Source organism: Streptomyces spinosisporus (assembly GCF_022698145.1).
GTDB classification, from domain to species: domain Bacteria; phylum Actinomycetota; class Actinomycetes; order Streptomycetales; family Streptomycetaceae; genus Streptomyces; species Streptomyces spinosisporus.
This window is the reverse complement of record NZ_JALDAX010000018.1, coordinates 42,737-65,317: the sequence shown is the minus strand read 5'-3', so window position 1 is coordinate 65,317 and position 22,581 is coordinate 42,737. Positions and strand designations below refer to the sequence as shown.

Here is a 22,581-nt window from a genome sequence, read left to right as displayed (position 1 = left end):
CGGTCAGCTTCTCTGCTGAGGTAGGGATGCGCAGGGCGGTGATTGCACGCCGCATGGCCGGGTCGCGCGGCAGCGGGTGCGCGTGCCGGCCGCCAACTGCTTGGCGGCAGAGCTGCCGCCGACTGCCTCGCCTCGGGGGCTACCTGCTGGGCGAGTTGTTGGCCGTGAGTGCGGTGGCGGTGTCGATGATGGTCTGTTCGGTGGGGCGGGGCCGCCAGCCGAGCGTGCGGGCCTTGCTGCTGTCGACGAGCCTCTCGCGGCGGAGTTCGGAGCGGACCATCGCCATCTGCGGATTCACCGGGGCCAGCAGTCTGACGATGAGGTCGGGCATGGTGCGCGTGGGCACCCTGGTCGCTGCGCCGGGGAGCTGGTCGCGCAGGATGCGGGCGATGTCCCGGTACCACAGGAAGGTGCCCGAGGCGAGGAAACGCTGCCCTGCGGCGGCGGGTTCCGTCATGGCGAGAAGGTGCAGTTCGGCGACATCGCGGACGTCGACGACGTTCCAGCCGATGTTGGGGACAGCGGGGATGTCACGGTCAAGGAGGCGGCGGATGACGTCGGTCGTTCCTGCCCCGTTCCGCGCGCCCAGGGGAGGGCCCTGCATGAACGTCGGTAGGACGGCGGACAGTTCGAGCCCGGTCTCTTCGGCGAGTTCCCAGGCATCGCGCTCAGCGAGGATCTTCGAGTCCGGGTACACGCGCTGCGGGGTGCCGGACGGCTCGGCGTAGGCCGTCTCGGTCACGGGCGTACCCGGGTCGCCCGCGCCGGCCGCCTGGCCGGACGAAGTCAGTACGGCACGCTTCACCGCGGCGCGGGCGGCGGTACCCAGGACGCGGTGGGTGCCTTCTCGGGCAGTCCGGATGAGATCCACGCCTGATTGGAAAGGCATGGGCGATGCGGTGTGCAACACGTAATGAACCCCGTCGAAGGCCCTGTCCCAGCCCTCGTCGCTGAGGAGATCGGCGACAGCGAACTCGATCCCCTTCGCCGCCTCCTGCCCTGCGCGTCCGCTGACGGCTTCGCGCACCTGATCCGCCTTGCCGAGGCTGCGCACGGTGGTGCGCACCCGGTAGCCGTGCTGGAGCAGGTTCACGATCACCCAGCCGGCCAGGTAGCCCGTTCCACCCGTGACCAGGACCGTTTCAGAGTCGTCACTGTGCGTCATTTGCTTCCCGTATTCATTGAGTTTCTCATTGAGTTTTCGAGCGTAGCATGGCCCCATGACAGCCGATGGTGATGCGCGGAGAGCGGCACACGACCGCGCGGCCGCCGAGCGGAAAGCCGAGATCGTCCGCGTTCTGGTGGACCTGGGACACTCCGCGGACGCCGTGGTGGCCCAGGTGCTCGGCGAGTTCCGGGTGCCGGCCTCCGTCGCCGGCACGCTGTGGGCGCTCGCGCCGGGAACCGAACCGCCCACGATGCGGGAGGTGGCGGCCCGTCTGCGCTGCGATCCCTCGACGGTCAGTCTCGCCGCCGACAAACTGCAGAGCGCAGGACTCATTGCCCGTCAGCCGCACCCCACCGACGGCCGCAAGCGAACCCTGGCCCTGACGGAACGCGGGCACGAACTATGGGACGAGCTCAGGTCGCGGCTTCACGACTCCGGCTTCTTCGCCAATCTCGACGCGGAGGAGCAGAGCACCTTGCTCGCGCTGCTGACGAAAATGCAGCAGCGGCCCTGAAGTTCCGGCGGGACTCGGCCAGTGTTTGTTGGGTGGCGAGCCGCTTAGGGTGTTCACCGGCAATGAGGCGATCGGCATGGGCGCCGGCGCCGTCGTGGGTCTGCCTACCAGGGCACTGTCCGGCCCGAACGGTCCAGGTAGGCCAGGCCGGGTGTGCCGAGTTTGGTCAGCAGGACGTCTACCAGCAGCGGGACACTTTCCTCGACGGTGAACGGCGCGTTGGGCCCACCGAGCGCAGTGCGAATCCAGCCCGGTGCCAGAAGGGCGAGGGCGCGCTGCGTTCCGGCCTGCCGGACCGCGAAGCTGCGCATGAGCATGTTCAGCGCTGCTTTGCTTGCCCGGTAGACCTCGCGGCCTGCGGTCGTGTTGTTGGTGATGCTGCCCTGCCCGGACGACATCGCGCCGATGAGGCCGGTGGGGGACACCAGGTCTTCGAGAGCCTCGATGACGCGCATCGGGCTGAGAGCGTTGGTGGTCATCACCTCGACGAAGTCGTGGGTGGCTACTTTGCCGATGGGCGTCTGCTCGCTGTTGGTGGTACCGGCGTTGATGAAGAGCAGGTCGAGGCGGCGGTCCGCGAGGCGCTCGTGCAGAGGTCCAAGTTGGTGGGGCTCGTTGATGTCGAGTTGCTCGACTCTGACGCGGCCTTCGGCCCGGTCGGCGAGATCGTGCAGGTGGGTCTGGACGGAGGCGTCACGGACGGTGCCGATGATGTTCCAGCCCCGGTGGAGGAATTCGGCTGCCATGGCCCGGCCGAGGCCGCGTGAGGCTCCGACGATGAGTGCGGTGGGCGTGTGCTGCTGTGTGACGTGCGATTGATGCTGTGTGACAGGCGATGGCATGCGGCGTTCTTTCCGTTTCTCTGCGTCGTACGGCGTGTGCTGTGACCGGGATCGCCTCAGGGCCCCCGGAGCGTGGGCCGCTGTGGCTGTTCACCGGGACGGGACAACTCTGCGTGCCGTGTCGGCGCAGGTGTGAGTCGAACGCTCGCGTTTGTAGGATTCCTGCCATGGCAGGTGCCTCAACGTTCGGATCCGTCGGCCTTCACCCTGATGATGTGCGAATCATCCGTGCCCTGCAGATCGCTCCGAGAGCTTCCTTCGCCTCGATGGCGGCCGCGCTCGGCCTTGCTGAAGGCACTGTCAACCGTCGCTTTCGGCGTCTGTGTGCCGATGGTGTCGTCCGGGTCGTCGGTGTGGTCAATCCTGGAGCGTTGGGGCAGAGCAGGTGGCTGGTGCGGCTGCGCTGCCGGCCCGGAAGCGTCGCGGCGATCGCGGGTGCACTCGCCAAGCGGGATGACGTCAACTGGGTGGCGGTGGGTGCGGCCGGATGCGAGGTGACGTGTGCGACGCAGTCACGCGACCAGGCGCAGTGGGAGGATCTCCTCGGTCGACGGCTTCCGCGTACTGCGGCTGTGCTCGACATCAACGCCTTTGCCATGCTCCGCCAGTTCATCGGAGGCCGCGGTCACTACTGGGCGGCTCTTCGCGGGGTGCTGACCCCCGAGCAGGAAACTGCGCTCGGGGGCGACGGCCCCCCGTTCAGGGAGTCTGCGGTGGTCGCTGACGACCCGGTGCACCTCACGGCCGAGGACGAGAAGATCTACAACGCGCTCGCTGCGGACGGCCGGGCCTCTCTCGTCGCTCTCGCGACCGCGGCTGACTCCACGCCGGGCCGTGTCTCCCGCCGCCTCGGTGTGCTGCTCCAGCAGGGCGTCATCCATATCGACGTCGAGATCGCACCGACGGCTTTGGGTTATCACGCACGGGCCAACCTGTGGCTGCGAGTGCACCCGTCGCAGGTGAAGAACGTGGGACGCTCGCTGGCACAAGAACCCGAAATCGCATTCGCCGCGGCCATCTCCGGCCCGTACAACATCCATGCCGTCGCCCACTGCCAAGACCTCGACGAACTCTTCGAGTTCACGTCGGAGCGCATTGGTGTCCTGCCCGGCTTGCAGAGCATGGAAGTTTCTCCAGTCCTGCGGCACGTGAAGCAAGCCGGCACCCTTTTGACGGACGAGCGCCTCGTGGGCCCGGGGACTGCAGTGGGTTCGCTGTAACTCCCGATTGCGAGGTGTGTATCGATGACCGGTGGCGGTGACGGTTGAGCCGGTCGTGCGGTACGGCCAGGGACTGAGAGTCCGATGTTTACACCTTGTTCGCGACCACCATGTAGTTCTCGGCCTCAAGATCGAACGTGCTCAGTTCCGTCCGGAGTCCGACCCGGTGCAGCTCGACTTCGAGTTCCTCGTAGCGGAAGGGCCAGCAGGACAGCAGTTCCGAGCGGACAAGAACCAACCCGGTCGCATCAATTTGCGCGATCGCAATCTCGATGTGGTGCTCCTCCTCCCAATGCGGCGCAATCTCCCAGCGGTAGACCACGACGGCATCGCGACCGTGCCGGCGGACGAGTCGATCACTGATCTCCAGCCGGGAACCTTTGGCCCGTACGAGTTCCCAGGTGCGGGATGTGAGTACCAGGCGTCCGCCGGGGCGCAGAAGCCGTGACATCGACTCCAGAGCAGCACCCCTGCCTGTCGCCCCCGTGGCATGGGCAAGCGAGTTGCCGACGCAGAACACCATGTCGAACGTGCTGTCCTGGAAATGGTCGGGCAACTCTTCCCAGTTCGCCCGTACGGCCCGGACGGACGCCCCGAACTCCTCAGCCAACTCAGCAGTCCGACGAACCATCGCCTCACTGGCGTCAGTTGCGACAACCTGCATGCCACGACCGGCGAGGCCGACCGCCAACTGTCCCGTTCCGCACGAACAGTCGAGGACGTGAGCGTTCGACGGCAGGAAATTGAGGACGTCGTCGAACGACGCGGCGAACTCGGCTGGAGGCAACTTTGCATCCGAGATGAGCCATTCGTATACCTCGGCAAGCACGCCATAACCTGTCACAGCCACTACCTCCGTCACACGGCAGACTCACGACAGGACGCCAGTCCATCAGCGGAGCAAGCCGTACACCAATGGTTTTCGCAAGGATGACTCTGGCGGCGTTAGTGGATTGTCAGTTGTCCGCCTGAACGGATGTCACCGGCTGGTTAGCCGGGAGGTTGTTCGTGAGCAGTAGTGTCACTCGCGGGGATGCGGTGGCCAGGTGCATGCGCCTGGTGAAGAAGCATCACCGATCCCGCTCAAGCCGGTGATCGCCCCAGATACTGCTGGCTGATCCTGTGACGTACTGCGTAGGGTCTGGCTGAGTACGAGGATCTGTCTGCCTATCAGGACGGTTACTTGCTGTTCGAGATGAGCAACGTCGGATGACTGGGAGTATCACGCGGTCTACCGGTATCCGGAACTCCGCCAGATGATCGGCTCGTGGAGCGGCTGGCACAGGAAGTGAAGATGACCCTCGCTGGCTGAGGTGCGTCAGATGTGGGCCCTGATTTGCATCACTGGATGTCCGAGGGCGTCTGCGATAGCCGTCAGTTCCTCGTCGCTGAACCAGGCACGCTCTGGATTCCAGACGGCGATCTCGAAGCGGGCAAAGCCGCAGGACCAGTCGTACACCAGCGCGTCCAGTGAGGTCGCGGCACCGCAGCAGGGGACCACCACGGCAAGGGTTGCGAAGCCGTCGTCGTAGTGGGCTTCGAGCTGGTCAGCCCACCAGTCGGTGTCGATTGACGCGCCGCATTGGGGACAACCGATCTTCTGCAGATTTTGACCGCAGTCGACGACGGTCAGGGCGTCGTGCCAGGTGATGTCAATCTCGACGTCGATGCCGTTGGGGAGCCCGGGGGCCAGCTCCTCCACGATCGATGCAGCACGCTCAGGCGCCTGCTCAGGCTGCCAGTGGGGGGCGGTTGGAATGGCTGAGAGGACATCGTCACTCACCAGCTCACTCGATTCGTCAGGCGGAACCTCATCCAGGCGACGCGATATTACTGAATCTGCATGCGAGTAGCAGGTTCCCGAGTTGGTCACTCGTCGAGGGCCAGGCCGGTTCCCGACCGCGCTCGGTTTCAGGCAGCCGCTGCGCTGCCAAGCAGCCACTACGCGGGCCCGCCGTCCAGACCCTGGACCACGTTGAGGTGAACGGATGGTACCTCGACCAACAAGACAGACGAGGGCTTTGACGGTTTCGTCGGCTTGGGCTGGCACTACTGGAACCGGAGCACGGACCGTTGTCTCGACGATGGCCAGGCATGGGTTGAGGGCTGGCTGACTGTGCCCAGAGCGGGGCGGGGCTGTGGTTGCGTCGCACGCCAACCAGCTAGCCGACAAGGCCACTGAGAGCAGCCCGGGAAGCGGACCGTACCGTCGCGACGAGTACTCATCCGGGCCGCCGGACATGGCCTTGCGCGAGATCGTCGTCCGCATCATGTGCGGCCTGGGCCTGGCCTGGCCGGGTCCCCGGACTGTGCAGGGTGTTCGTGGGCGCGTGGTTATGGCTGGTGGTGTGTGTGGTGGGCCAGGCGGGTGCGTAGGCGGCTCAGGCGGTCGATCTCGGTGTCGAGTGCGGCGAGTCTGCGGTCGACGATCTGGGCGCCTGGGGAGCCGGGGTCGGTGCGTCCGCAGGGGCGTTGTGGGTTTTCGACGAGTAGGTGCAGGCGGTCGGCGATGCTGTGCAGGTCGTCGATGGTGAGTCCGAGGGCGAGTAGGTGTCGTATGACGCGGATTCTGGCGACGTCGTCGGGGCTGTACTGGCGTTGTCCGGTGGTGGTGCGACGCGGTGGGGGCAGCAGGCCGCGTTGTTCGTAGAGTCGCAGGGCCCGTGGGGTGGTTCCTGCTGCTGCCGCCGCGTCCCCGATCCGCATGTCCGACCTCACGCCTGGGTTGTGGCCGTCACGGTGGGGGTGGCGGCACGTCACGTCGGCGGCAACTCTACGACCACGGTTCCGAAGTGCCGCCCTTGGAACAGTTCTTGCAACGCGCGTGGTGCGTGGTCCATGCCCGGGATGCGGACGTGAGGGAAGGTGATTTTGCCCGAGCGCAGCCAGGTTCCGAAGCGCTCGGTCCATTCCTTGGGCACGTCGGGGTGGTCGGGGCCGCTGTAGCCGAGCAGGGACACGCCTTTGTTGATGAGGCGGAAGGTGTCGATGTCGGCGGGGGAGCTGCCGCCGTCCCGGTGCGGCGAGAGTTGTCCGGACAAGGCGCCGATCAGTGCGAAGCGGGCGCCTTGGCGGGCTGCGCGCACGGCGGCTGCCAGTTGCTGACCGCCGACGGTGTCGAGCAGTACGTCGATGCCGTCCGGTGCTGCTTTGGCGAGTTGTTCGTCGAGCGGCCGGGGCCCGGTGACGAGGGCCGTGTCGTAACCGAGTTCGTCCGTGAGGCGTTCGGCTTTGTCCGGTGAACGCGTGGTCCCGATGACTGTCGCGGCGCCCAGCAGACGGGCGACGGGGCCCGCCAGCGTTCCGACGGCTCCTGCCGCGCCGGTGACCAGCACGGTGTCGCCGGGGCGGAGGCCAGCGAGCCGGGTCAGTGCTCCGTAGGCGGCCGATCCGGAGGAGAGGTGGGCCACGGGGTCGGGCAGAGCGTCGTCGAGCAGGGTGCACTGGTCTGCCGTCACCAGTGCGTGCTCACGCCAGCCGAGCAGGTGGGTGACCTGGTCGCCGGGGCGCAGTGTGCAGTCGGGCCCTGTGGCGGTGACCTCGCCGACCGCGGGGCCGAACAGTGCGTCACCGGTGTGGATGCGCGGCAGTGGCACGCCGTCGGCCTGGCTGCCGATCAGGGTGCGGAGGCCAGGGAACACCAGGAAGTACCGGTTTTTGACGATGACTTGTCCCGGGCCGGGGGCGGGGAGCGGCGTGCGGGCGATGGTGAAATGCTCGGGCGTCGGCAGGCCGACGGGCGGTTCGGTCAGCACGATCTCGCGGGTCGTGGTGGGCAGGGCCTCGGTCATGGGGGTGCTCCGGAACGGATGGAGGGGTGGGCGCGGGCTGCGGCGGCCCGGAGTGATTGGGCTGCCGGCGCGCCGACGCTAACCCTTGACGTGTGGGTCAGGGGCAAGGGGATACGGCCGCCTGCATCCGGGAGCGGATGGGGGTGCGCGGTGCCTCAGCCTCGCGGTTGCAGGGCGGCTCAGCCTCGGGGCTGCCGGGCGGCTGCGCTCAGCCTCGCGGCTGCAGGGTGGCTGGGTGGATCGGCTGTGCGCCAGTCGCCTTGGCTGTCAGGCCTGGCGGGGCTGTTTCGTCCGGCTTGAGTTCGTGCTGTGTCGGCCCGGCGGGCACGTCGTCGCGGCATGCGGCCGGTCGGCGAGAGCGTGGCCGCCGACGCGCTCAGTGACGTCGTGGGATCCATTCCCCGTGCGAGTGCACCACCCCCGTGACCGTCCAGCAGGGCGGGCTACAGCCTTGGCCCTTGGGCCGCAGCATCTCCATCGCGCTCGGCGCGTATCCGATGCGTCACGCTGCTGCTCTCTACTCCAGCCGGTGGACACGTGGTGTCTGTCGCGCACGCCGGCCCTTGGAGCTTAAGCGGGCTATAAATGCGTCTTAAACAATCATGGTGTGTGTTGGCCGGTATCAAGTCTGCGCAGGTCGGGGGCTGTTGGTGCGCATCTCGGACAGTTGGTCCGGCGGTGGGTGGTGGCTAGTATCGGGGCCCGTCGTGGGCGTGACCGCAGGCGCTGAGAGCGCTCTCACGCGCGTGTGTTCCGCGGGCGCATTCAAGGGAGTGCGTTCCGGGGAGGGCAGTTGCGGGTCCCGCTGACGCGACAACCTGAATTGCCCCACAGATAAGGTGCGTTCAGCCTATGGCTGCTCATCGCTCACGCCGGTGGCCGCGCGGTCAACGGGTGTTGTTGACCGTCGCAGCGCGGGTCACCGCCGTATTCCTCACGCCTCCGCGCCCGCGCACCCCCCACGCGGATGCTTCCCGGGCCGCCGGGACCTGGTCGGAGGGGTCTGACGGGTCGACGTACAGTGCGCCCTCCGATGCCTCGAAGTGGGCTGCGGAGAGGGGCGGTTGGGGCAACGGCACCCACGAACGGCAGTACAGAATCAATGGCCGGGACCCGTCTGCCCTTGACTGCGGCGGACACCCGGTGATCACCGCCCGCAAGAGGAGTGACGTGGTCTGCGGCGGGGGACCGGTGCCTGCCGGTGCACGTGCGATCGCCTCATCACGTCCGGGACGTTCACTCGATCCTGCGGACGCGTCGAGGCCCGTAGCAAAGTGCCGCGCGAGCACGGCAGCTGGCCCGCGGTGGGGACGTGGGGGGACACCCGCGGTGCCGCCGCACCGCGCTGGGCACCCACCTGGACACGCGACCTGACCGGCGTCACGGCGGACACATGCCCGGCCGCGCTGGACAACGCCCCGGCCAACACGCCCGGCCTGCAGATGGGTTCCCGCACAGGCCGCGCAGGCCATCAGCGGACCGCCGACTGATTCCACCGGCCCCCGACGGCCAGGCGGTCCCCCTCCCCGCGCCACTCCGCGCCACCCCGCGGTACCCGCAGTTCCCGAACATCCCAGCAACTCCCAACCTTTCCGCACTGTGCGTAAGTGAACAGTCCCCACCTGTAAGGAGCACCTCACATGTCCCCGCGTCATCAGCGCAGCCTCACCCGTCGCAAGGTCCTCACCGCTCTGGGCGGTGTGGCCGTGGCGGCACCCGCCGTGGCCGTCATCGCACCGCACGCCCTGGCCGGTTCAAAGTCCACAGCCGCCGGGGCGGACGCTGCGGGCGGGCTGCCGCTGACGGTCGTCAACAACACGGGTTCCTTCGGCAACGACTCGGTTCACCTGTACATCGTCGGCAACCAGGACGGGAAGCAGGTCCGGGTCACCCCGGAGGGCGCCCTGGCCCCGATATCCCTGTCCGACAACGGCGCCGACGGCTTCACCGACTACGCCATCCCGCTCGCCGGCAGCGGTGAGACCAAGCTGTCGCTGCCTCAGATGTCCGGCCGCATCTATGTGGCGCTGGGGAAGAAGCTGAAGTTCAAGGCGGTCGCGGACGGCAACGGAAACGCCGCCCTGCAGTACCCGGCCGGCTGGGTCACCTCGGACCCCAACTATGAAGTCCTGCACGACTGTGCGGAGTTCACCTTCAACGCCTCGGGCATGTTCTGCAACACCACCATGGTCGACATGTTCAGTGTGCCGATGAGCATCCGGCTGAGCGGTGCCAAGGACCAGACGACCGGTGTGGTGCGCGAGGGCGGACGCGCCGCCGCGTTCGCCGCGGTCAAGGAGATCCCGGAGTTCGCGCCGCTCGTCGTCGACGACGTGCGCATCATCGCTCCCGGTCACGGCCTGGATGCGGGCATCTTCGCCAAGGACTACTTCGGCCCGTACATCGACGAGGTGTGGAGCACCTACACCGGCAAGGACCTCAAGGTCACCACCAATGCCGGTACGTTCACCGGGCGGGTGCGGGGCGAGAAGTTCACGTTCGACGGCCCGGCCTCGGTCTCCTTCGCCAAGCCGTCGACGCGGGACGTGCTGTTCTGCGACGGCAACCTCGCCGCCCCGAACGACGGCACCACCGGCCCCGTCGCCGCCGTACTCGGCGCGGGCTTCAACCGCTCCACCCTGATCAGCAACCCCGCCCAGCCGACCACCGAGCCCGGCGACTTCTACCAGACCGATCTCACCAACCACTACTCCAAGGCCATCCACGCGGCCATGGAGGACGGCAAGGCGTACGGCTTCGCCTTCGACGACGTCGCCGACTTCGCCTCGTACATCCAGGACACCGCCCCCACCGGCCTCACCCTGACCCTGTCGGCCCTCTGAGACGGCGCCCGGCGACCCCGGCGGTCCCGGGGTCGCCGGGCGTTCGAGCACCGTCTGCGGGAGCGTGTCGCACAACAGATGGGGTACGAGGCCTCACGCCCCGACGCCGCAAGCCAGTGCAGGATCGGCCGCAAAGCTTTCTGGAGGAGCATCACGGCAGAGATCGCGCCGAAGCGGGTCGACTAGGATGGCGGCACCCCTCGAACATCGTCCGGCGGAGGCTTGCGTGACCAAATCGACACGGCCGTCGGATGCGGTCCGCGCCGACCAGGCCGACATTCAGGCCGTGAGCCGGGTCAGTCAGATCCTGTCCCTGTTCAATCCGGCGACCCCGGAAGTCACCGCCGGTGAAGTGGCCGAACGGCTCGGTTTCAATCGCACCACTGCCTATCGGTACTGCACATCGCTCGTGGCGGCCGGTCTGCTGGAGCGCAGCGCCGACGGTGGTTACGTCCCCGGCGGCCTGCTGCTGCAGTTGGGGGCGTTCGCGATCGGCCACCGCCGCGTCGTCAATCTGGCGCCTCGTCACATGCAGGCGCTGTCGCGCGTCGCACGGACCAGCGTCGTGCTCAGCCTGTGGGGCCTGACCGGCCCGGTGGTCTCCCGGGTCGAGGAGGACGTCTCCGCGATCGTGGTCGTGTCCGTGCGCGTGGGCAGCCATCTGCCGTTGGACACGGCGCAGAGCAAGGTCTTCCTCGCCTACCACTCCGACCAGTTGTCCATGGAACGGCTGATGGCGACCCTGCCCGCTGCTGCGCGGGACGAACTGCGCGCGGACGTCGAGCGGGTCCGGGCCGTCGGCCACTGCTCCGCGATGGGTACCCCCGGTGTCGTCGCCGTGGCGGCACCCGTCTTCGACGAATACGGCATCTGCGCCACCATCGCCATCGTCGGTCCGGACAACACGCTGTCGATGTCCGATGACGCTCCGGAGTTGCGGTTCGTCGTCGATGCCGCGCGAGACCTCACCCGCGAACTCGGCGGCCACTACCGGCCCGACGACCTCTCCCGGCCGGCGGTGTAGAGCAGCAGTGCGGATGGCTGGACATCCCGCGGAAGGACGACCCTTCTGCGGGATGATCAGCCATCCGCGCGTCCCTCGCCGTCAGGACAGGGCAGGAATCGTGGTGTCGTCGGCCATGTCGACGTCCTTCGTCTCGGGGCCGAGGAAGCCACCGACGCTGATCAGGGCACCGGCCAGTGCGATGAGGAGGGCCGGAGCGAAGTGCGCCGGCATGAAGCCGCCGAGCTGCTCCAGATAGAACTGGTAGAACGCCGGGGCGATCAGGGCAAGGCTGTAGCCGACGCCGTAGCCGGTGGAACGCACGCTCGTCGGGAATCGCTCGGTGAGGTAGGCGGCGATGGGGCCGAACGTGCCGATGGTGGAGACACCCATCAGCACACCCCAGCCGAGTGCCGCCCCCAGACCGCCGTTCGAGGCCATCAGCACTGTGTAGGCGCCTGACCCCACCACCAGGACCGCCAGGCCGTACCCCATGTAGAAGCGCCTTCGTCCGATGTGCTGGGACAGCACGCCGTAGACGGGGAACGACAGTGCGGCGGCAGCGTTGATGACGAGCATGGTCAGTGTGACCTGCTCGCTCGACAGGTGGAGATGGTCCTTCAGCTGTGCGGGAGTCACCGCGGTCTGCATGTTGGTCGCCAGCCAGGTGCCGGTCATGAGGATGAAGACCTGCCCCAGAGCCTTGGGGTACCGCCCCAGGAGCCGCGCGAAGGGCAGTTTGTGACGGTCTGAGGTCATCTCGGCGGGCGGTTCGTGTACCTGCTTGAGGTAGTAGCGGAACAGTACGGCAGCCAGCAGTGCCCCGATCAGGAACGGCACCCGCCACCCCCACTGGACGTAACTGCTGTGCAATCCGTCGGAGTTCAGCAGTTGCAGCATCAGCAGGGTGACGGCTGCGATCACGGCGTAGGCGGCCGGCGAGGTCGCCGTGATGATCGAGGCGAAGAGCCCGCGCTTGTGCCGGGGGCTCCATTCCATCGCCAGGGGTACCGCGGTCGTGTATTCGCCCCCCAGGAAGATGCCGTCGACGAACCGCAGGGCGATCAGCAGACCGATGGACCACGTTCCGATCGTCTCGTGCCCCGGCAGACAGGCGATCAGCAGGGTGGTGATGCCGAAGCCGCCGACGGCGACCAGGGTGGTGCGCTTGCGTCCGACGGTGTCGGCGAAGTGCCCGAAGATGACCGCGCCGAGCGGTCGGCCGACCAGCGTGGACGCGAACACCAGGGACGAGAGCAGCGCGGTGGTACTTGCGCTCAGGTCTGCTGCCTGGAAGTAGATCACCGCCGGGGCCACGACCACGATCGGCAGATAGATGTCGTACTGGTCGACGAAGTAGGCAAGGACCCCGCCACGCACCGCAGCGCGCACCTTGGCGATGTCCGGACCATGGGGCGGTCGTTGGGACGGCAGATCCGAAGCCGCCGTCTGCGGTTCGGTGGTCGGTGGCGGTGTGGACATCGTCGTCCTCCGAAGTGGGCTGCGGGATATCTGCAGCTCGCGAGTCGCCACTCTCGATGTAATGCGAACTGCATGTTCACCAAGCGAACCCGAATCACGGTAAACACGCCAGATCTGTAGCACAAGACTGTCGACAAGGTTGACATCTGGTCTCATGTTGAACTCATACTTCATATAGCGAACGAAGGGTGAGCTCATGAATCCACGACCCGCCATCGCTTCCCTCCTCGACGGCCTGGTCGACATGCATGTCCATTCCGGCCCCAGCCCCTTCCCCCGGCGCTTCGATCACGTCGAGGCAGCACAGGACGGCGCCCGGATCGGCATGCGCGCCATGGTCGCCAAGTCCCACCACCACAACACACAGATGGACCTCCTGGCGATGAAGGGCCGCCTCGCCGGCGTCGCCGCCACCGCCTACGGCGGCATCGCGCTCAACAGCACCGTCGGCGGACTCAACGTGCACGCCGTGCGCATGTGCCTGCGGATGGGTGGCAAAGTCGTCTGGTTCCCGACCATCTCCTCCGGCCGGCACATCGACTGCCACCCCGAGGACGGAGCATTCCCCACCACCACGGTGCCCCTGACCCTGGAGCGCATCGACATCGTCGACGACACAGGCGAGTTGAAGCCCGAAGCGGCCGAAATCCTCGACGAGATCAAGGAGCAGGAGGCCGTCGTCAACGGCGGCCACATGTACCCCGAGTACATTCGCACGCTGTTCCAGGCCGCCAAGGAACGCGGCATCACGCGCATGGTCGTCAGCCATCCCGATTTCGTGATCGGCGCCGAGCCGGACCTGTGCCGCGAACTCATCGGACTGGGCGCGTACATCGAGCACGAGGTCGGCATGTACGACCCCGAAGGATCACAGCACTGGGACCCGAGGCAGCTGCTGACCTGGATCGAAGCCCTCGGACCCGAGCACACGGTGCTGGCCTCGGACTTCGGGCAGGCGACGAACCCCAAGCCGGTCGACGCCTGGCTGCGCGTCGCCGAGGCGCTGCTCGACCTCGGCCTGCCGGAGAAGGATCTGCGGCGCATGGCCTGCGACAACCCGGCCTATCTGCTCGGACTCGAAACGTGAACGAAAGGGACAACACCGTGTACGCCAAGGACGACCCCCGTTCCTCCCTCGCCACAGCGCCCGCCCCCGGCCCGGACGGCAGCGCCGCGATCGCCGCCGCGCAATACGTGGACTTCCGGCAGCTGGCCCCGGCCGATGGCACCACGGCAGAAGAGCGGACCGCGATCGTCCGCGCCCAGAACGTCATACTCGTCCACACCGAAGCGCGCACCGGCGACGACCTCGGCAACGGAACGCTGGACGGGGAGCTCGCCGTCATCCTCACCGACGACTCGCCCGTCATCTCCGTCCACACCGCCGCTGGAACCACGCCGGTGAACGACCCCGGGCTCGTGGTGGTCCCGCCCGGCGCCTCGCACATCAGCGTGCAGGGCGACGGACCCGTCCTCCGCCTGATCGAGGCCGCCGAACCGGAGTGGCGCGATCGTGCCGCGAACGCGGAAGCCTACGCCGAGGACCACCCACGCGTCGCTCCGCTGCACCGATGGCCGGAGCCCGTCGGCGAGCCGGCCGTGCGGCACTACCCGCTCGCGAAGGTACCCGACGACCCGGATCGGTTCGGACGCATCTTCCGCACCCGCGCGTTCATGGTCAACTTCCTTCCCCCACAGCACGGTCCGCGTGATCCGCGCAAGCTCTCGCCCCACACGCACGACGACTTCGAGCAGCTCTCCGTCGCGGTACGGGGCAGCTACGTCCACCACATCCGCACCCCCTGGCTGAACGACAGCACAGCGTGGCGCGACGACGAGCACGTGCGGCTCGGCAGCCCCTCCGTGGCCATCATCCCGCCTCCCGCCGTGCACACCTCCGCGGCGGACGACCCCGGCGTGAACCAGCTGATCGACATCTTCAGCCCCCCGCGGGTCGACTTCTCGCAGAAGCCGGGCTGGGTCCTCAACGCCGACGACTACCCGATGCCGTGAGCACACCACACCGCACGGGCGCCGGCCTGTTCTCGCCGGACCGCACCACCACCCCCCTCGGCACCTGGCTGAAGATCGCCTCCTCGGAACCGGTCGAGATCATGGCGTACGCCGGCTTCGACTTCGTGGTGATCGACCTCGAGCACGCGCCCCTCGATCTCCAGACCGCCTACCGACTGATCAACTCGGCTGCCGCACTGGGCATGACGCCTCTGGTGCGCGTGCCGGACATGAACGCCTCGACCATCCAGAAGGTCCTCGACGCCGGCGCCATGGGCCTTCTCGTGCCGCACGTCGACACCGTCGAGCAGGCGGCCGCCGTCGCACGAGCCTGCCGGTTCCCGCCGTACGGCGTACGAGGCGCAGGCGGCACGAGCCGTGCGGGAGCCTGGGGACTGCTCCCCAATGCCGACTATCTCGCTCTCGGCAACGACGATGTGCTGTGCATCCCACAACTGGAGAGTGTCGAGGCAATCAAAGCGGCACCCGAGATACTCGCCCTCGATTCCGTCGATGCGGTGTTCGTCGGTGCCGCCGACCTGTCCCTGTCCATGGGGTCGACACCTGGATCGCCCGAGGTGCTCGCCCTGATCGGCTCGGCCCGCGACGCCGCGCATGCCGCGGGCAAGCGATTCGGTCTCGCGTTCGGTGGCGCGCCCGAACAAGCCGTCCGGGCCGTCCGGGACGGCTGCGACTTCGTCCTGCTCAGCAACGACACAACGATGCTGGCAACCGCGGCGCGCGGCCTGGTCGCAGCGTTCCGGGAAGAGAGCCAACGCCCATGAACCCATGAAGGACACCGCACTCGGCGTTCCCCACGCGAGAAGGAGCCACTGATGCGCAAGGCCGACAAGGTCATCATCACGACCGCGGTGACGGGCTCGGTCAACGTGCCGTCCCAGAGCCCCCACATCCCCCTCTCCGCCCAGCAGGTCGCCGAATCCGCGCTCGAAGCGATCGACGCCGGATCGGCCATCGTGCACCTGCACGCACGCCAGCCGGACGGCCGGCCCACCGCAGATCCCGACGTCTTCGAAGAGATCCTTGAGCGCATCACCCCGTACACCGACGCCGTCATCAACATCACCACCGGTGGATCATCGGCGATGACCATGGAGCAGCGGCTCGCCGCGCCCGTCCGCCTCCAACCCGAGCTCGCATCGCTGAACATGGGCTCGATGAACTTCGTGTACGCGGGAATCGCCGACAAGGTGACCGCGTGGACGCACACCTGGGAGAAGCCCTACGTCCTCAACACCTACTCCCAGCCGTTCATCAACACCTTCGAATCCATCGAACACACCCTGAGAACACTCGGCGCTTTTGGCACTCGATTCGAGTACGAGTGCTACGACATCGGGCACCTCTACTCACTCGCCCACTTCGTCCAGGCGGGTCTGGCCAAACCACCCCTGCTGATCCAAGGAGTCTTCGGCGTCCTCGGCGGCATCGGCGCCGACCACGACAATCTCGAGCACATGGTGCGCGTCGCGGACAGGCTCTTCGGCGACGACTATTCCTTCTCCGCGTTCGCCGCCGGTCGTAACCAGATGGAATTCGGCACCCACGCCGCCTGGCTCGGCGGCCATGTACGCGTGGGCCTCGAGGACAGTCTGTGGCTCGGCAAGGGCCGGCTCGCACAGAGCAACGCCCAGCAGGTCGAAAAGATCCGACGCATCGTCGAGGACCAGGGCCGGGAGATCGCCGCACCGAACGACGCCCGCCAGATGCTCGCCCTCCGCGGCCCCGCAAAGGCCGGCGACAGCACCACCGTCAGGGCACCCGCCCGCTGAACGCAGACGGACAAAGGACACAGAACGATATGCCGCAAGACATGAAAACCCAGCCGCTGCTCAGCGGAAAGGTCATTCTCATCGTGGGAGCGAGTACGGGGATCGGCGCCGACACCGCCCGCGTGCTGGCTGCGGAAGGCGCCGCACTGATGCTGGTCGCACGCACCGAGGAACCCCTCGCCGCACTGGCCAAGGAACTCGGAGCCTCGGGGTACGACGTGGAGTACCGCACCGGCGACGTCTCCGACGCAGCAAGCGTCGCTGCCTTCGTCGATGCCACCGTCGCGCACTTCGGGCGCCTCGACGGGGCGTTCAACAACGCGGCGATGACCCAGAGCGGACGGCTCGACGCGGTGGAGGAGGACGACTTCGACCGGATCATGACCGTTAACGTCAAGGGCACGTGGCTGTGCATCCGTGAGGAGGTACGGGTCATGGAACAGCAGGGATCCGGCGCGATCGTCAACATGAGCAGCATCGGAGGACTACGCGGCAGCAGCGGCATGGGCGCCTACCAGGCCACCAAGCACGCCGTCATCGGCCTGACCCGGACCGCAGCTCACGACTTCGGCCCACTCGGCATCCGCGTGAACGTGATAGCCCCCGGGCCCACCGAGTCCCCGATGCTGACACAACTGCGGCAGGCAATCCCCGGAGGCGTCGAGGCACGAATCGCCGCGACACCCTTGCGCAAGGCCGGCACGGGAGCCGAGGTCGGGGCGACGGCTGCATTTCTACTGAGCGACCGGGCGAGCCACATCAGCGGAACGGTGCTGCCGGTCGACGGGGGATTCACTGCCTGATCAGCCATGTGACGGCGGTTCGCTCGCACGGAATGGGGTGCCCATCTGGAGGGCAGTTGCATTGAGCCAGGTAGCTTGGCCGGCCCGGTCGTACAACGGCTTGCGAAAAGCCGGTCGCCGCGAGGTGGTTGAGGTGATCCGACCCAAAGAGCCCCGGATGGCGAACCGGCTGATCGACGACATCATGATTGGTGCGATCACGTGGATCTGACGAAGGTCAACCCAGGGTGAATGGATCGCGGGTGGCGCCGGACAATTCGATCCATACCGCCTTCGTCACGGTGTACTCGCGTACCGCGTCGATGCCGCTCTCCCGCCCCCACCCGCTGGCGCCGGTGCCTCCGAAGGGTACGTTCGGGGCGACCACGCGATAGGCGTTGACCCACACATTGCCGGCCCGCAGTTCGTGGGCCACTCGGTGCGCCCTGCGGACGTCAGCCGTCCACACACCCGCACCCAGCCCGTACTCCGTGGAGTTGGCGAGCTCCACCGCCTCCTCCTCGGTGTCGAAGGTCAGTACGGACAGTACCGGGCCGAAAATCTCCTCCCGGGCCACCTCCATTTCCGGGCGGACGTCGGTGAGGATCGTGGGGCGGTAGAACAGTTCGCCCAGATCCGGGGCGGAACAACCACCGGTCACAACGCGCGCACCGTCCGTGACGGCGCGCTCGACGAAGCCGCTGACGGTCTTGAACTGAGCGGCGTTCGACAGGGGGCCCATTTCCGTTTCCGCGGCACTGGGGTCGCCCAGGACGATGCGTTCCGTGCGCTCGCGTACCCGTTGCAGCAGGGCGTCGTGGACATCCCTGTGCACCACCAGGCGGGAGCCTGCCACGCAGGTCTGCCCGGTGGCCGCGAAGATGCCCGCGATCACACCGTTCGCCGCCGCTTCGAGGCCGGCGTCCGGGAACACCAACTGCGCCGACTTCCCGCCCAGTTCCAGCGTGGTCCGGGCGAAGTGGGCCGCCGCGCTCTGCGCCACCTTCACGCCTACGCCCGGCGATCCGGTGAAGGCGACGTGACGTACACCGGGATGCTCCACCAACGCGCGTCCCACATCGGCGCTCTGACCGGTCACGACATTGAACACGCCGGGAGGAAAGCCTGCCTCGTCCACCAGGCGCGCGAACGCGAGCGCGGAGACAGGCGTGTGCTCCGACGGTTTCACCACCAGCGTGCACCCCGCGGCAAGCAGCGGAGCGAGCTTCCACATCAGCAGCATCAGCGGGGAGTTCCACGGCACGATGGCACCGACGACACCCACCGGTTCATGGCGTGTGTACACCATGAAGTTGGGGCGGTCCGAGGGGATGACCTCTCCCTGGAGCTTGTCGGCCACACCCGCGAAATAGCGCAGCCAGGCCGGCAGATACTCCAGCTGCCCCTGCATCTCGCGCAGGAGTTTGCCGTTGTCCTTGGTTTCCACGGCGGCCAGTCCGGCCGCGTCGCGTTCCAGCAGGTCGGCCAGCCGGTGCATGAGCCGGGCGCGGGCGAAGCCGTTCGTGGCGCCCCAGGCCCCGCGCTGGGCGTCCTCGGCGGCGCACACCGCCGCATGCACGTCCTCGGCGGCGGCGTCGGGGACACTGGCCCAGGGCCGGCCCGTGAACGGATCAATGCTCTCGAAGCGCGCCTCGGACGCCGCTTCGCACCAGCGGCCCCCGATCCACATCTGAAAGGACGTCAGGCCGTCGGCGGAGGTGGGGAACGTGTTCACGTGTGGACTCCTTTGCGCACTTCCTCGACGATGCGGGCCACGGACGGCAGGACGGCATCCTCCAGGTTGTCGGCGGAGGGCAGGGGAATGTGCGGGGTGGTGATCCGGCGGCACGGCGTCTCGAGGTCCCAGAAGCACTCGTCCGCGGCGAGCGACACCAACTCCGCGCCCCAGCCCAGCAGTCGGGGGTTCTCCTCGACGGTGAACAGCCGGCCTGTGCGCGACACGGACGACAGCAGTGTCCGGGTGTCCAAGGGCACGAGCGAGCGGACGTCGATCACCTCGACGTCGATGCCCTCGGTGGCCAGCAGCCCGGCCGCCTCCAGTGCTCTCGGGACCATCAGGCCCAGTGCGGCCACCGTGGCGTCACGGCCGGGACGGCGGACCACGGCGCGTCCGAGCTCGTCGACGATCTCGCCGTCGGGCACCGCGCCCTTCGCCGCATACAGCCCCTTGTGCTCGAAGAACAGCACCGGATCGTCGCAGCGTACGGCGGCAGCCATGAGCCCGACGACATCGCGGGGGGTCGACGGCGTGACCACCTTCAGCCCGGGTACGGCCATCGCCCAGTTCTCGATCGACTGCGAGTGCTGCGCTCCGAGCCGCAGGCTGCCACCGCCACCCGACTTGATCACCAACGGCATCGACAGCTGGCCATTGGTCATGTAGCGCATCTTCGCGATCTCGTTGACGACGATGTCCCAGCACACCGCGAAGAAGTCGGCGAACATGATCTCGGCGACGGGACGCATGCCGGTCATGGCGGCACCCATGGCCGCGCCCAGGATGGCCTGTTCGGCAATGGGCGTGTCCAGGACCCTCTCCGGTCCGAACCGGTCGAGCAGTCCGGCCGTCGTCTTGAACACACCCCCCGCGCCCGCTACGTCCTCGCCGAGGAGCAGGACTCGTTCGTCGCGGTCCATCTCCTGGCTCAGACCGCGGGCGACGGCCTGTCGGTAGGTCAGTTCCGCCATGACGAACCTCCATCGGCCCAGACGTCGGTGAACGCTTCGGCGGTGTCGGGCAACGGCCCGCTCTTCGCCTCCGCAGTGGCCTCATCGACCCGGCGGCCGACCTCGGCCTCGATGCGGGCGAGGTCCTCCTCGGCCACACCCAGCCGGGTGAGCCGGTCGCGGTACAGGTGCACAGGGTCGTACGCCTGCCAGGCGGCGACCTCCTCGGCAGGGCGGTACTTGCCGGGATCGGCTCGCGAATGGCCGCCGTGCCGGTAGGTCACCGCTTCCACGAGCACGGGCCCCGCTCCTTCACGTGCTCGGGCCAGTGCCGTGGCTGCCGTGGTGTACATGACGTCCGCGTCGTTGCCGTCGACGTGCAGGGGTTCAAGGCCGTAGGCGGCCGCGCGGTCCGCTGCCGGGCGCTCCACCGCTGTGACGTCGCGAATCGGCGTGTACTCCATGTAGAGGTTGTTCTCGCAGACGAAAACGGTCGGCAGCCGGAAGGCGGCGGCGAAGTTCAGGGCTTCGTGGAAGGCTCCGATGTTGGTGGTGCCGTCCCCGAAGAAGCAGACGGCCACCTGGCCGGAGCCGCGCAGCTTCGCCGACCAGGCCGCCCCGTTGGCCACACACAGGTGCGCCCCGATGATGGCGTAGCTGCCCATGACCCCGTGCTCGACGCTGGTGAGGTGCATGGAGCCGCCCTTGCCCCCCATCAGGCCGTTGGCCCGGCCGAGGAGTTCCGCCAGGACGGGCGCCATCGGCACCCCGCGGGAGAGAGTGTGGGCATGGCCCCGGTAGGTGGCGAAGGTGTAGTCGTCCTTGCGCATGGCGGCGCCGAAGCCGGCCGCGATCGCCTCCATGCCCAGGGACAGATGACTGGTGCCCTTCACCAGCTGCTGCAGGAAGAGGTCGTAGGCACGCTTCTCGAACTGGCGCAGTTCCTGCAGCCGCCGGTAGAGGTCGATCCGGGTCTCCTGCGGCACCTGCAACCGGTCCCGTGCGGTCACCGACGGCGGCAGGACGGTGGGATGCGCCCCGTAGTCATGGGACGCCAGCGGAAGGGTCATGACTGGTTCCGAGTCTTCGGGTTGTTGAGATGGGACTGCGATTCACGCACGGCCGGCAGCGGGCCGGAGGCCGCGAAGTAGCGCTGCCCCGCCACGAGCAGTTCCTCGGCGGGGAAGCGGGTGATCACCTCGCAGCCGTCGGCGGTGACCACCAGCTCCTCCTCGATGCGGGCGGCCGACCAGCCGTCCTTGGCGGGCCAGTACGTCTCCAGGGCGAAGACCATGCCCTCCTTGAGCTCCTCGGGGTGATCCAGGGAGGTGAGGCGGCTGAAGATGGGCTTCTCCCACACCGACAGACCCACGCCGTGCCCGTACTGCAGCGCGAACGCGGCCTCCTCGTCGGCGAAGCCGAAGTCCTGCGCACGCGGCCACAGGGAGACGATGTCGGCCGTGGTCGCTCCCGGCTTCACCGCGGCGAGCGACTCGTCCATGATCTCCCGGGCGATTTTGTACGCGTCGTTCATCGCGGGGGAGGCGCTGCCCACCGCGAACGTGCGGTAGTAGCAGGTCCGGTAGCCCATGTAGCTGTGCACGATGTCGAAGAAGGCGGGATCGCCCGGCCGGACCATCCGGTCCGAGTAGAGGTGCGGGTGGGGATTGCACCGTTCGCCGGAGATGGCGTTGATGCCTTCCACGAACTCGGAGCCGTTGTCGTAGAGGATCTTGCTGACCAGGCCGACCGTCTCGTTCTCCTTGATGCCGGGGCGCAGGAAGGCGTACAGCTCCTCGTAGGCCATGTCCGCGAGGGCGCAGGCGTGGGTGAGCAGCGAGATCTCGTCGCGGGTCTTAACCCGGCGGGCCTCCAGGAACAGCTGCTGTCCGTCACAGATGTCCAGCCCGGCCGCGGTGAGGGCCCGGTGCACCGGCATCTCGACGAAGTCGACACCGACCGGCTCGCGTTCGAGTCCGTGCTTGCGCAGTTCCTCCAGGACCCGGGCGGCGACACTGCCCGCGCGATCTGCGTCCGGGTGGACGGCGCCGCGCAGCGTGGAGATGCCGGCGAACGAACGGGAGGTGCCGGGCACGGGGGTGCGCACACCGGTCACCGGATCGGTCTCCTCGTCGGAGAGCCAGGGGTTGTACAGCTGGTGGTGGCGGGCCGCGGAACCGAAGTCCCAGATGACGGGCTCGGCTCCGCGTACCAGCAGCGCGAACCGCACGAGCTTGTCGGAACCCCACGTCCCGATGTGGGTGGAGGTCATGTAGCGGATGTTGGCGAAGTCGAAGGCCAGCAGGGCTCCGAAACTCGACGCCTCCAGTTGTTCACGCAGCCGGGCCAGGCGTTCGCGGCGCAACCGGTCGATGTCGATGCGCGCCTCCCAGTCGACGTTCGTCGTGCCGTAGGTGGCGATTCCCATGACGTATGTCCTTT

General features: G+C 67.7%; 20 protein-coding genes. 9 read left to right on the top strand and 11 right to left on the bottom strand.

All coding sequences use genetic code 11. The features are described 5' to 3' along the window. Positions 1-139: 139 nt before the first annotated feature. On the bottom strand, positions 140-1,165 hold the full coding sequence (locus MQN93_RS34910; RefSeq protein WP_242712669.1) for an NAD-dependent epimerase/dehydratase family protein: 1,026 nt from the start codon (positions 1,163-1,165) through the stop codon (positions 140-142). 55 nt (positions 1,166-1,220) lie between these two features. Here MQN93_RS34910 and MQN93_RS34905 point away from each other — a divergent pair, with 55 nt between their 5' ends. Continuing rightward, complete coding sequence (locus tag MQN93_RS34905) at positions 1,221-1,682, top strand: MarR family winged helix-turn-helix transcriptional regulator (RefSeq protein ID WP_242712668.1); 462 nt, start codon at positions 1,221-1,223, stop codon at positions 1,680-1,682. Positions 1,683-1,786: 104 nt separating this feature from the next. On the opposite strand, the gene MQN93_RS34900 is transcribed toward MQN93_RS34905, so the two are convergent. Further along, entirely contained in the window at positions 1,787-2,524 is a 738-nt protein-coding gene (locus tag MQN93_RS34900; RefSeq protein WP_242712667.1) for an SDR family NAD(P)-dependent oxidoreductase, read from the bottom strand. A gap of 167 nt (positions 2,525-2,691) precedes the next feature. Between MQN93_RS34900 and MQN93_RS34895 the strand changes: the two genes are divergently transcribed. Continuing rightward, the gene (locus MQN93_RS34895; RefSeq protein ID WP_242712666.1) at positions 2,692-3,744 is read left to right on the top strand and encodes an Lrp/AsnC family transcriptional regulator; all 1,053 of its coding nucleotides are present in this window, start codon (positions 2,692-2,694) and stop codon (positions 3,742-3,744) included. A gap of 88 nt (positions 3,745-3,832) precedes the next feature. On the opposite strand, the gene MQN93_RS34890 is transcribed toward MQN93_RS34895, so the two are convergent. The 4 genes from MQN93_RS34890 to MQN93_RS34875 all read right to left on the bottom strand — a co-directional run bounded on the left by MQN93_RS34890 (position 3,833) and on the right by MQN93_RS34875 (position 7,535). Then, positions 3,833-4,588, bottom strand: a complete 756-nt coding sequence (locus MQN93_RS34890) for a class I SAM-dependent methyltransferase (protein ID WP_242712766.1) — start codon at positions 4,586-4,588, stop codon at positions 3,833-3,835. A gap of 474 nt (positions 4,589-5,062) precedes the next feature. Continuing rightward, positions 5,063-5,527, bottom strand: a complete 465-nt coding sequence (locus tag MQN93_RS34885) for a hypothetical protein (RefSeq protein WP_242712665.1) — start codon at positions 5,525-5,527, stop codon at positions 5,063-5,065. A 551-nt stretch (positions 5,528-6,078) separates the two neighbouring features. Continuing rightward, the gene (locus tag MQN93_RS34880) at positions 6,079-6,450 is read right to left on the bottom strand and encodes a MerR family transcriptional regulator (RefSeq protein WP_242712765.1); all 372 of its coding nucleotides are present in this window, start codon (positions 6,448-6,450) and stop codon (positions 6,079-6,081) included. Positions 6,451-6,500: 50 nt separating this feature from the next. Beyond that, complete coding sequence (locus tag MQN93_RS34875; RefSeq protein WP_242712664.1) at positions 6,501-7,535, bottom strand: MDR family NADP-dependent oxidoreductase; 1,035 nt, start codon at positions 7,533-7,535, stop codon at positions 6,501-6,503. 1,640 nt (positions 7,536-9,175) lie between these two features. Between MQN93_RS34875 and MQN93_RS34870 the strand changes: the two genes are divergently transcribed. Together MQN93_RS34870 and MQN93_RS34865 are read left to right on the top strand one after the other, a co-directional pair. Continuing rightward, positions 9,176-10,378, top strand: coding sequence for a glycoside hydrolase family 64 protein (locus MQN93_RS34870; protein ID WP_242712663.1), 1,203 nt, complete (start codon positions 9,176-9,178; stop codon positions 10,376-10,378). A 226-nt stretch (positions 10,379-10,604) separates the two neighbouring features. After that, positions 10,605-11,402: an IclR family transcriptional regulator gene (locus tag MQN93_RS34865; RefSeq protein WP_016430076.1), complete on the top strand. Its 798-nt coding sequence runs from the start codon at positions 10,605-10,607 to the stop codon at positions 11,400-11,402. 81 nt (positions 11,403-11,483) lie between these two features. Here MQN93_RS34865 and MQN93_RS34860 read toward each other — a convergent pair whose 3' ends face one another. Further along, positions 11,484-12,863, bottom strand: a complete 1,380-nt coding sequence (locus tag MQN93_RS34860) for an MFS transporter (RefSeq protein WP_242712662.1) — start codon at positions 12,861-12,863, stop codon at positions 11,484-11,486. A gap of 196 nt (positions 12,864-13,059) precedes the next feature. Between MQN93_RS34860 and MQN93_RS34855 the strand changes: the two genes are divergently transcribed. The 5 genes from MQN93_RS34855 to MQN93_RS34835 are packed head-to-tail and all read left to right on the top strand — an operon-like array spanning position 13,060 to position 17,472. After that, positions 13,060-13,950, top strand: coding sequence for a DUF6282 family protein (locus MQN93_RS34855; protein ID WP_242712661.1), 891 nt, complete (start codon positions 13,060-13,062; stop codon positions 13,948-13,950). Next, the gene (locus MQN93_RS34850) at positions 13,947-14,876 is read left to right on the top strand and encodes a cupin domain-containing protein (RefSeq protein WP_242712660.1); all 930 of its coding nucleotides are present in this window, start codon (positions 13,947-13,949) and stop codon (positions 14,874-14,876) included. The genes MQN93_RS34855 and MQN93_RS34850 overlap by 4 nt, the downstream gene beginning before the upstream one ends. After that, on the top strand, positions 14,873-15,661 hold the full coding sequence (locus MQN93_RS34845) for an HpcH/HpaI aldolase family protein (RefSeq protein WP_242712659.1): 789 nt from the start codon (positions 14,873-14,875) through the stop codon (positions 15,659-15,661). Before MQN93_RS34850 ends, MQN93_RS34845 begins: the two co-directional genes overlap by 4 nt. 51 nt (positions 15,662-15,712) lie before the next feature. Continuing rightward, positions 15,713-16,669, top strand: coding sequence for a 3,5-dioxohexanoate:acetyl-CoA acetone transferase (gene kce, locus MQN93_RS34840; protein WP_242712658.1), 957 nt, complete (start codon positions 15,713-15,715; stop codon positions 16,667-16,669). Between the two features lie 41 nt (positions 16,670-16,710). Next, entirely contained in the window at positions 16,711-17,472 is a 762-nt protein-coding gene (locus MQN93_RS34835) for an SDR family NAD(P)-dependent oxidoreductase (RefSeq protein WP_242712657.1), read from the top strand. A gap of 217 nt (positions 17,473-17,689) precedes the next feature. On the opposite strand, the gene MQN93_RS34830 is transcribed toward MQN93_RS34835, so the two are convergent. From MQN93_RS34830 to MQN93_RS34815, 4 genes are read right to left on the bottom strand one after another with little or no spacing between them, the layout of a single operon-like run. After that, positions 17,690-19,186, bottom strand: coding sequence for an aldehyde dehydrogenase (locus MQN93_RS34830; protein WP_242712656.1), 1,497 nt, complete (start codon positions 19,184-19,186; stop codon positions 17,690-17,692). Next, positions 19,183-20,160: an alpha-ketoacid dehydrogenase subunit beta gene (locus MQN93_RS34825; protein WP_242712655.1), complete on the bottom strand. Its 978-nt coding sequence runs from the start codon at positions 20,158-20,160 to the stop codon at positions 19,183-19,185. Before MQN93_RS34825 ends, MQN93_RS34830 begins: the two co-directional genes overlap by 4 nt. Beyond that, complete coding sequence (locus MQN93_RS34820) at positions 20,148-21,209, bottom strand: thiamine pyrophosphate-dependent dehydrogenase E1 component subunit alpha (RefSeq protein ID WP_016430067.1); 1,062 nt, start codon at positions 21,207-21,209, stop codon at positions 20,148-20,150. The genes MQN93_RS34825 and MQN93_RS34820 overlap by 13 nt, the downstream gene beginning before the upstream one ends. Beyond that, complete coding sequence (locus tag MQN93_RS34815) at positions 21,206-22,567, bottom strand: M24 family metallopeptidase (protein ID WP_242712654.1); 1,362 nt, start codon at positions 22,565-22,567, stop codon at positions 21,206-21,208. The genes MQN93_RS34820 and MQN93_RS34815 overlap by 4 nt, the downstream gene beginning before the upstream one ends. Between the last annotated feature and the right edge of the window lie 14 nt (positions 22,568-22,581).

Excerpts from the sequence above, each read along its gene's own strand:
- MQN93_RS34910 (WP_242712669.1), bottom strand. The coding sequence starts at position 1,165 with ATGACGCACAGTGACGACTCTGAAACGGTCCTGGTCACGGGTGGAACG.
- MQN93_RS34905 (WP_242712668.1), top strand. The coding sequence starts at position 1,221 with ATGACAGCCGATGGTGATGCGCGGAGAGCGGCACACGACCGCGCGGCC.
- MQN93_RS34900 (WP_242712667.1), bottom strand. The coding sequence starts at position 2,524 with ATGCCATCGCCTGTCACACAGCATCAATCGCACGTCACACAGCAGCAC.
- MQN93_RS34895 (WP_242712666.1), top strand. The coding sequence starts at position 2,692 with ATGGCAGGTGCCTCAACGTTCGGATCCGTCGGCCTTCACCCTGATGAT.
- MQN93_RS34880 (WP_242712765.1), bottom strand. The coding sequence starts at position 6,450 with ATGCGGATCGGGGACGCGGCGGCAGCAGCAGGAACCACCCCACGGGCC.
- MQN93_RS34875 (WP_242712664.1), bottom strand. The coding sequence starts at position 7,535 with ATGACCGAGGCCCTGCCCACCACGACCCGCGAGATCGTGCTGACCGAA.
- MQN93_RS34870 (WP_242712663.1), top strand. The coding sequence starts at position 9,176 with ATGTCCCCGCGTCATCAGCGCAGCCTCACCCGTCGCAAGGTCCTCACC.
- MQN93_RS34860 (WP_242712662.1), bottom strand. The coding sequence starts at position 12,863 with ATGTCCACACCGCCACCGACCACCGAACCGCAGACGGCGGCTTCGGAT.
- MQN93_RS34855 (WP_242712661.1), top strand. The coding sequence starts at position 13,060 with ATGAATCCACGACCCGCCATCGCTTCCCTCCTCGACGGCCTGGTCGAC.
- kce (WP_242712658.1), top strand. The coding sequence starts at position 15,713 with ATGCGCAAGGCCGACAAGGTCATCATCACGACCGCGGTGACGGGCTCG.
- MQN93_RS34835 (WP_242712657.1), top strand. The coding sequence starts at position 16,711 with ATGAAAACCCAGCCGCTGCTCAGCGGAAAGGTCATTCTCATCGTGGGA.
- MQN93_RS34825 (WP_242712655.1), bottom strand. The coding sequence starts at position 20,160 with ATGGCGGAACTGACCTACCGACAGGCCGTCGCCCGCGGTCTGAGCCAG.
- MQN93_RS34820 (WP_016430067.1), bottom strand. The coding sequence starts at position 21,209 with ATGACCCTTCCGCTGGCGTCCCATGACTACGGGGCGCATCCCACCGTC.
- MQN93_RS34815 (WP_242712654.1), bottom strand. The coding sequence starts at position 22,567 with ATGGGAATCGCCACCTACGGCACGACGAACGTCGACTGGGAGGCGCGC.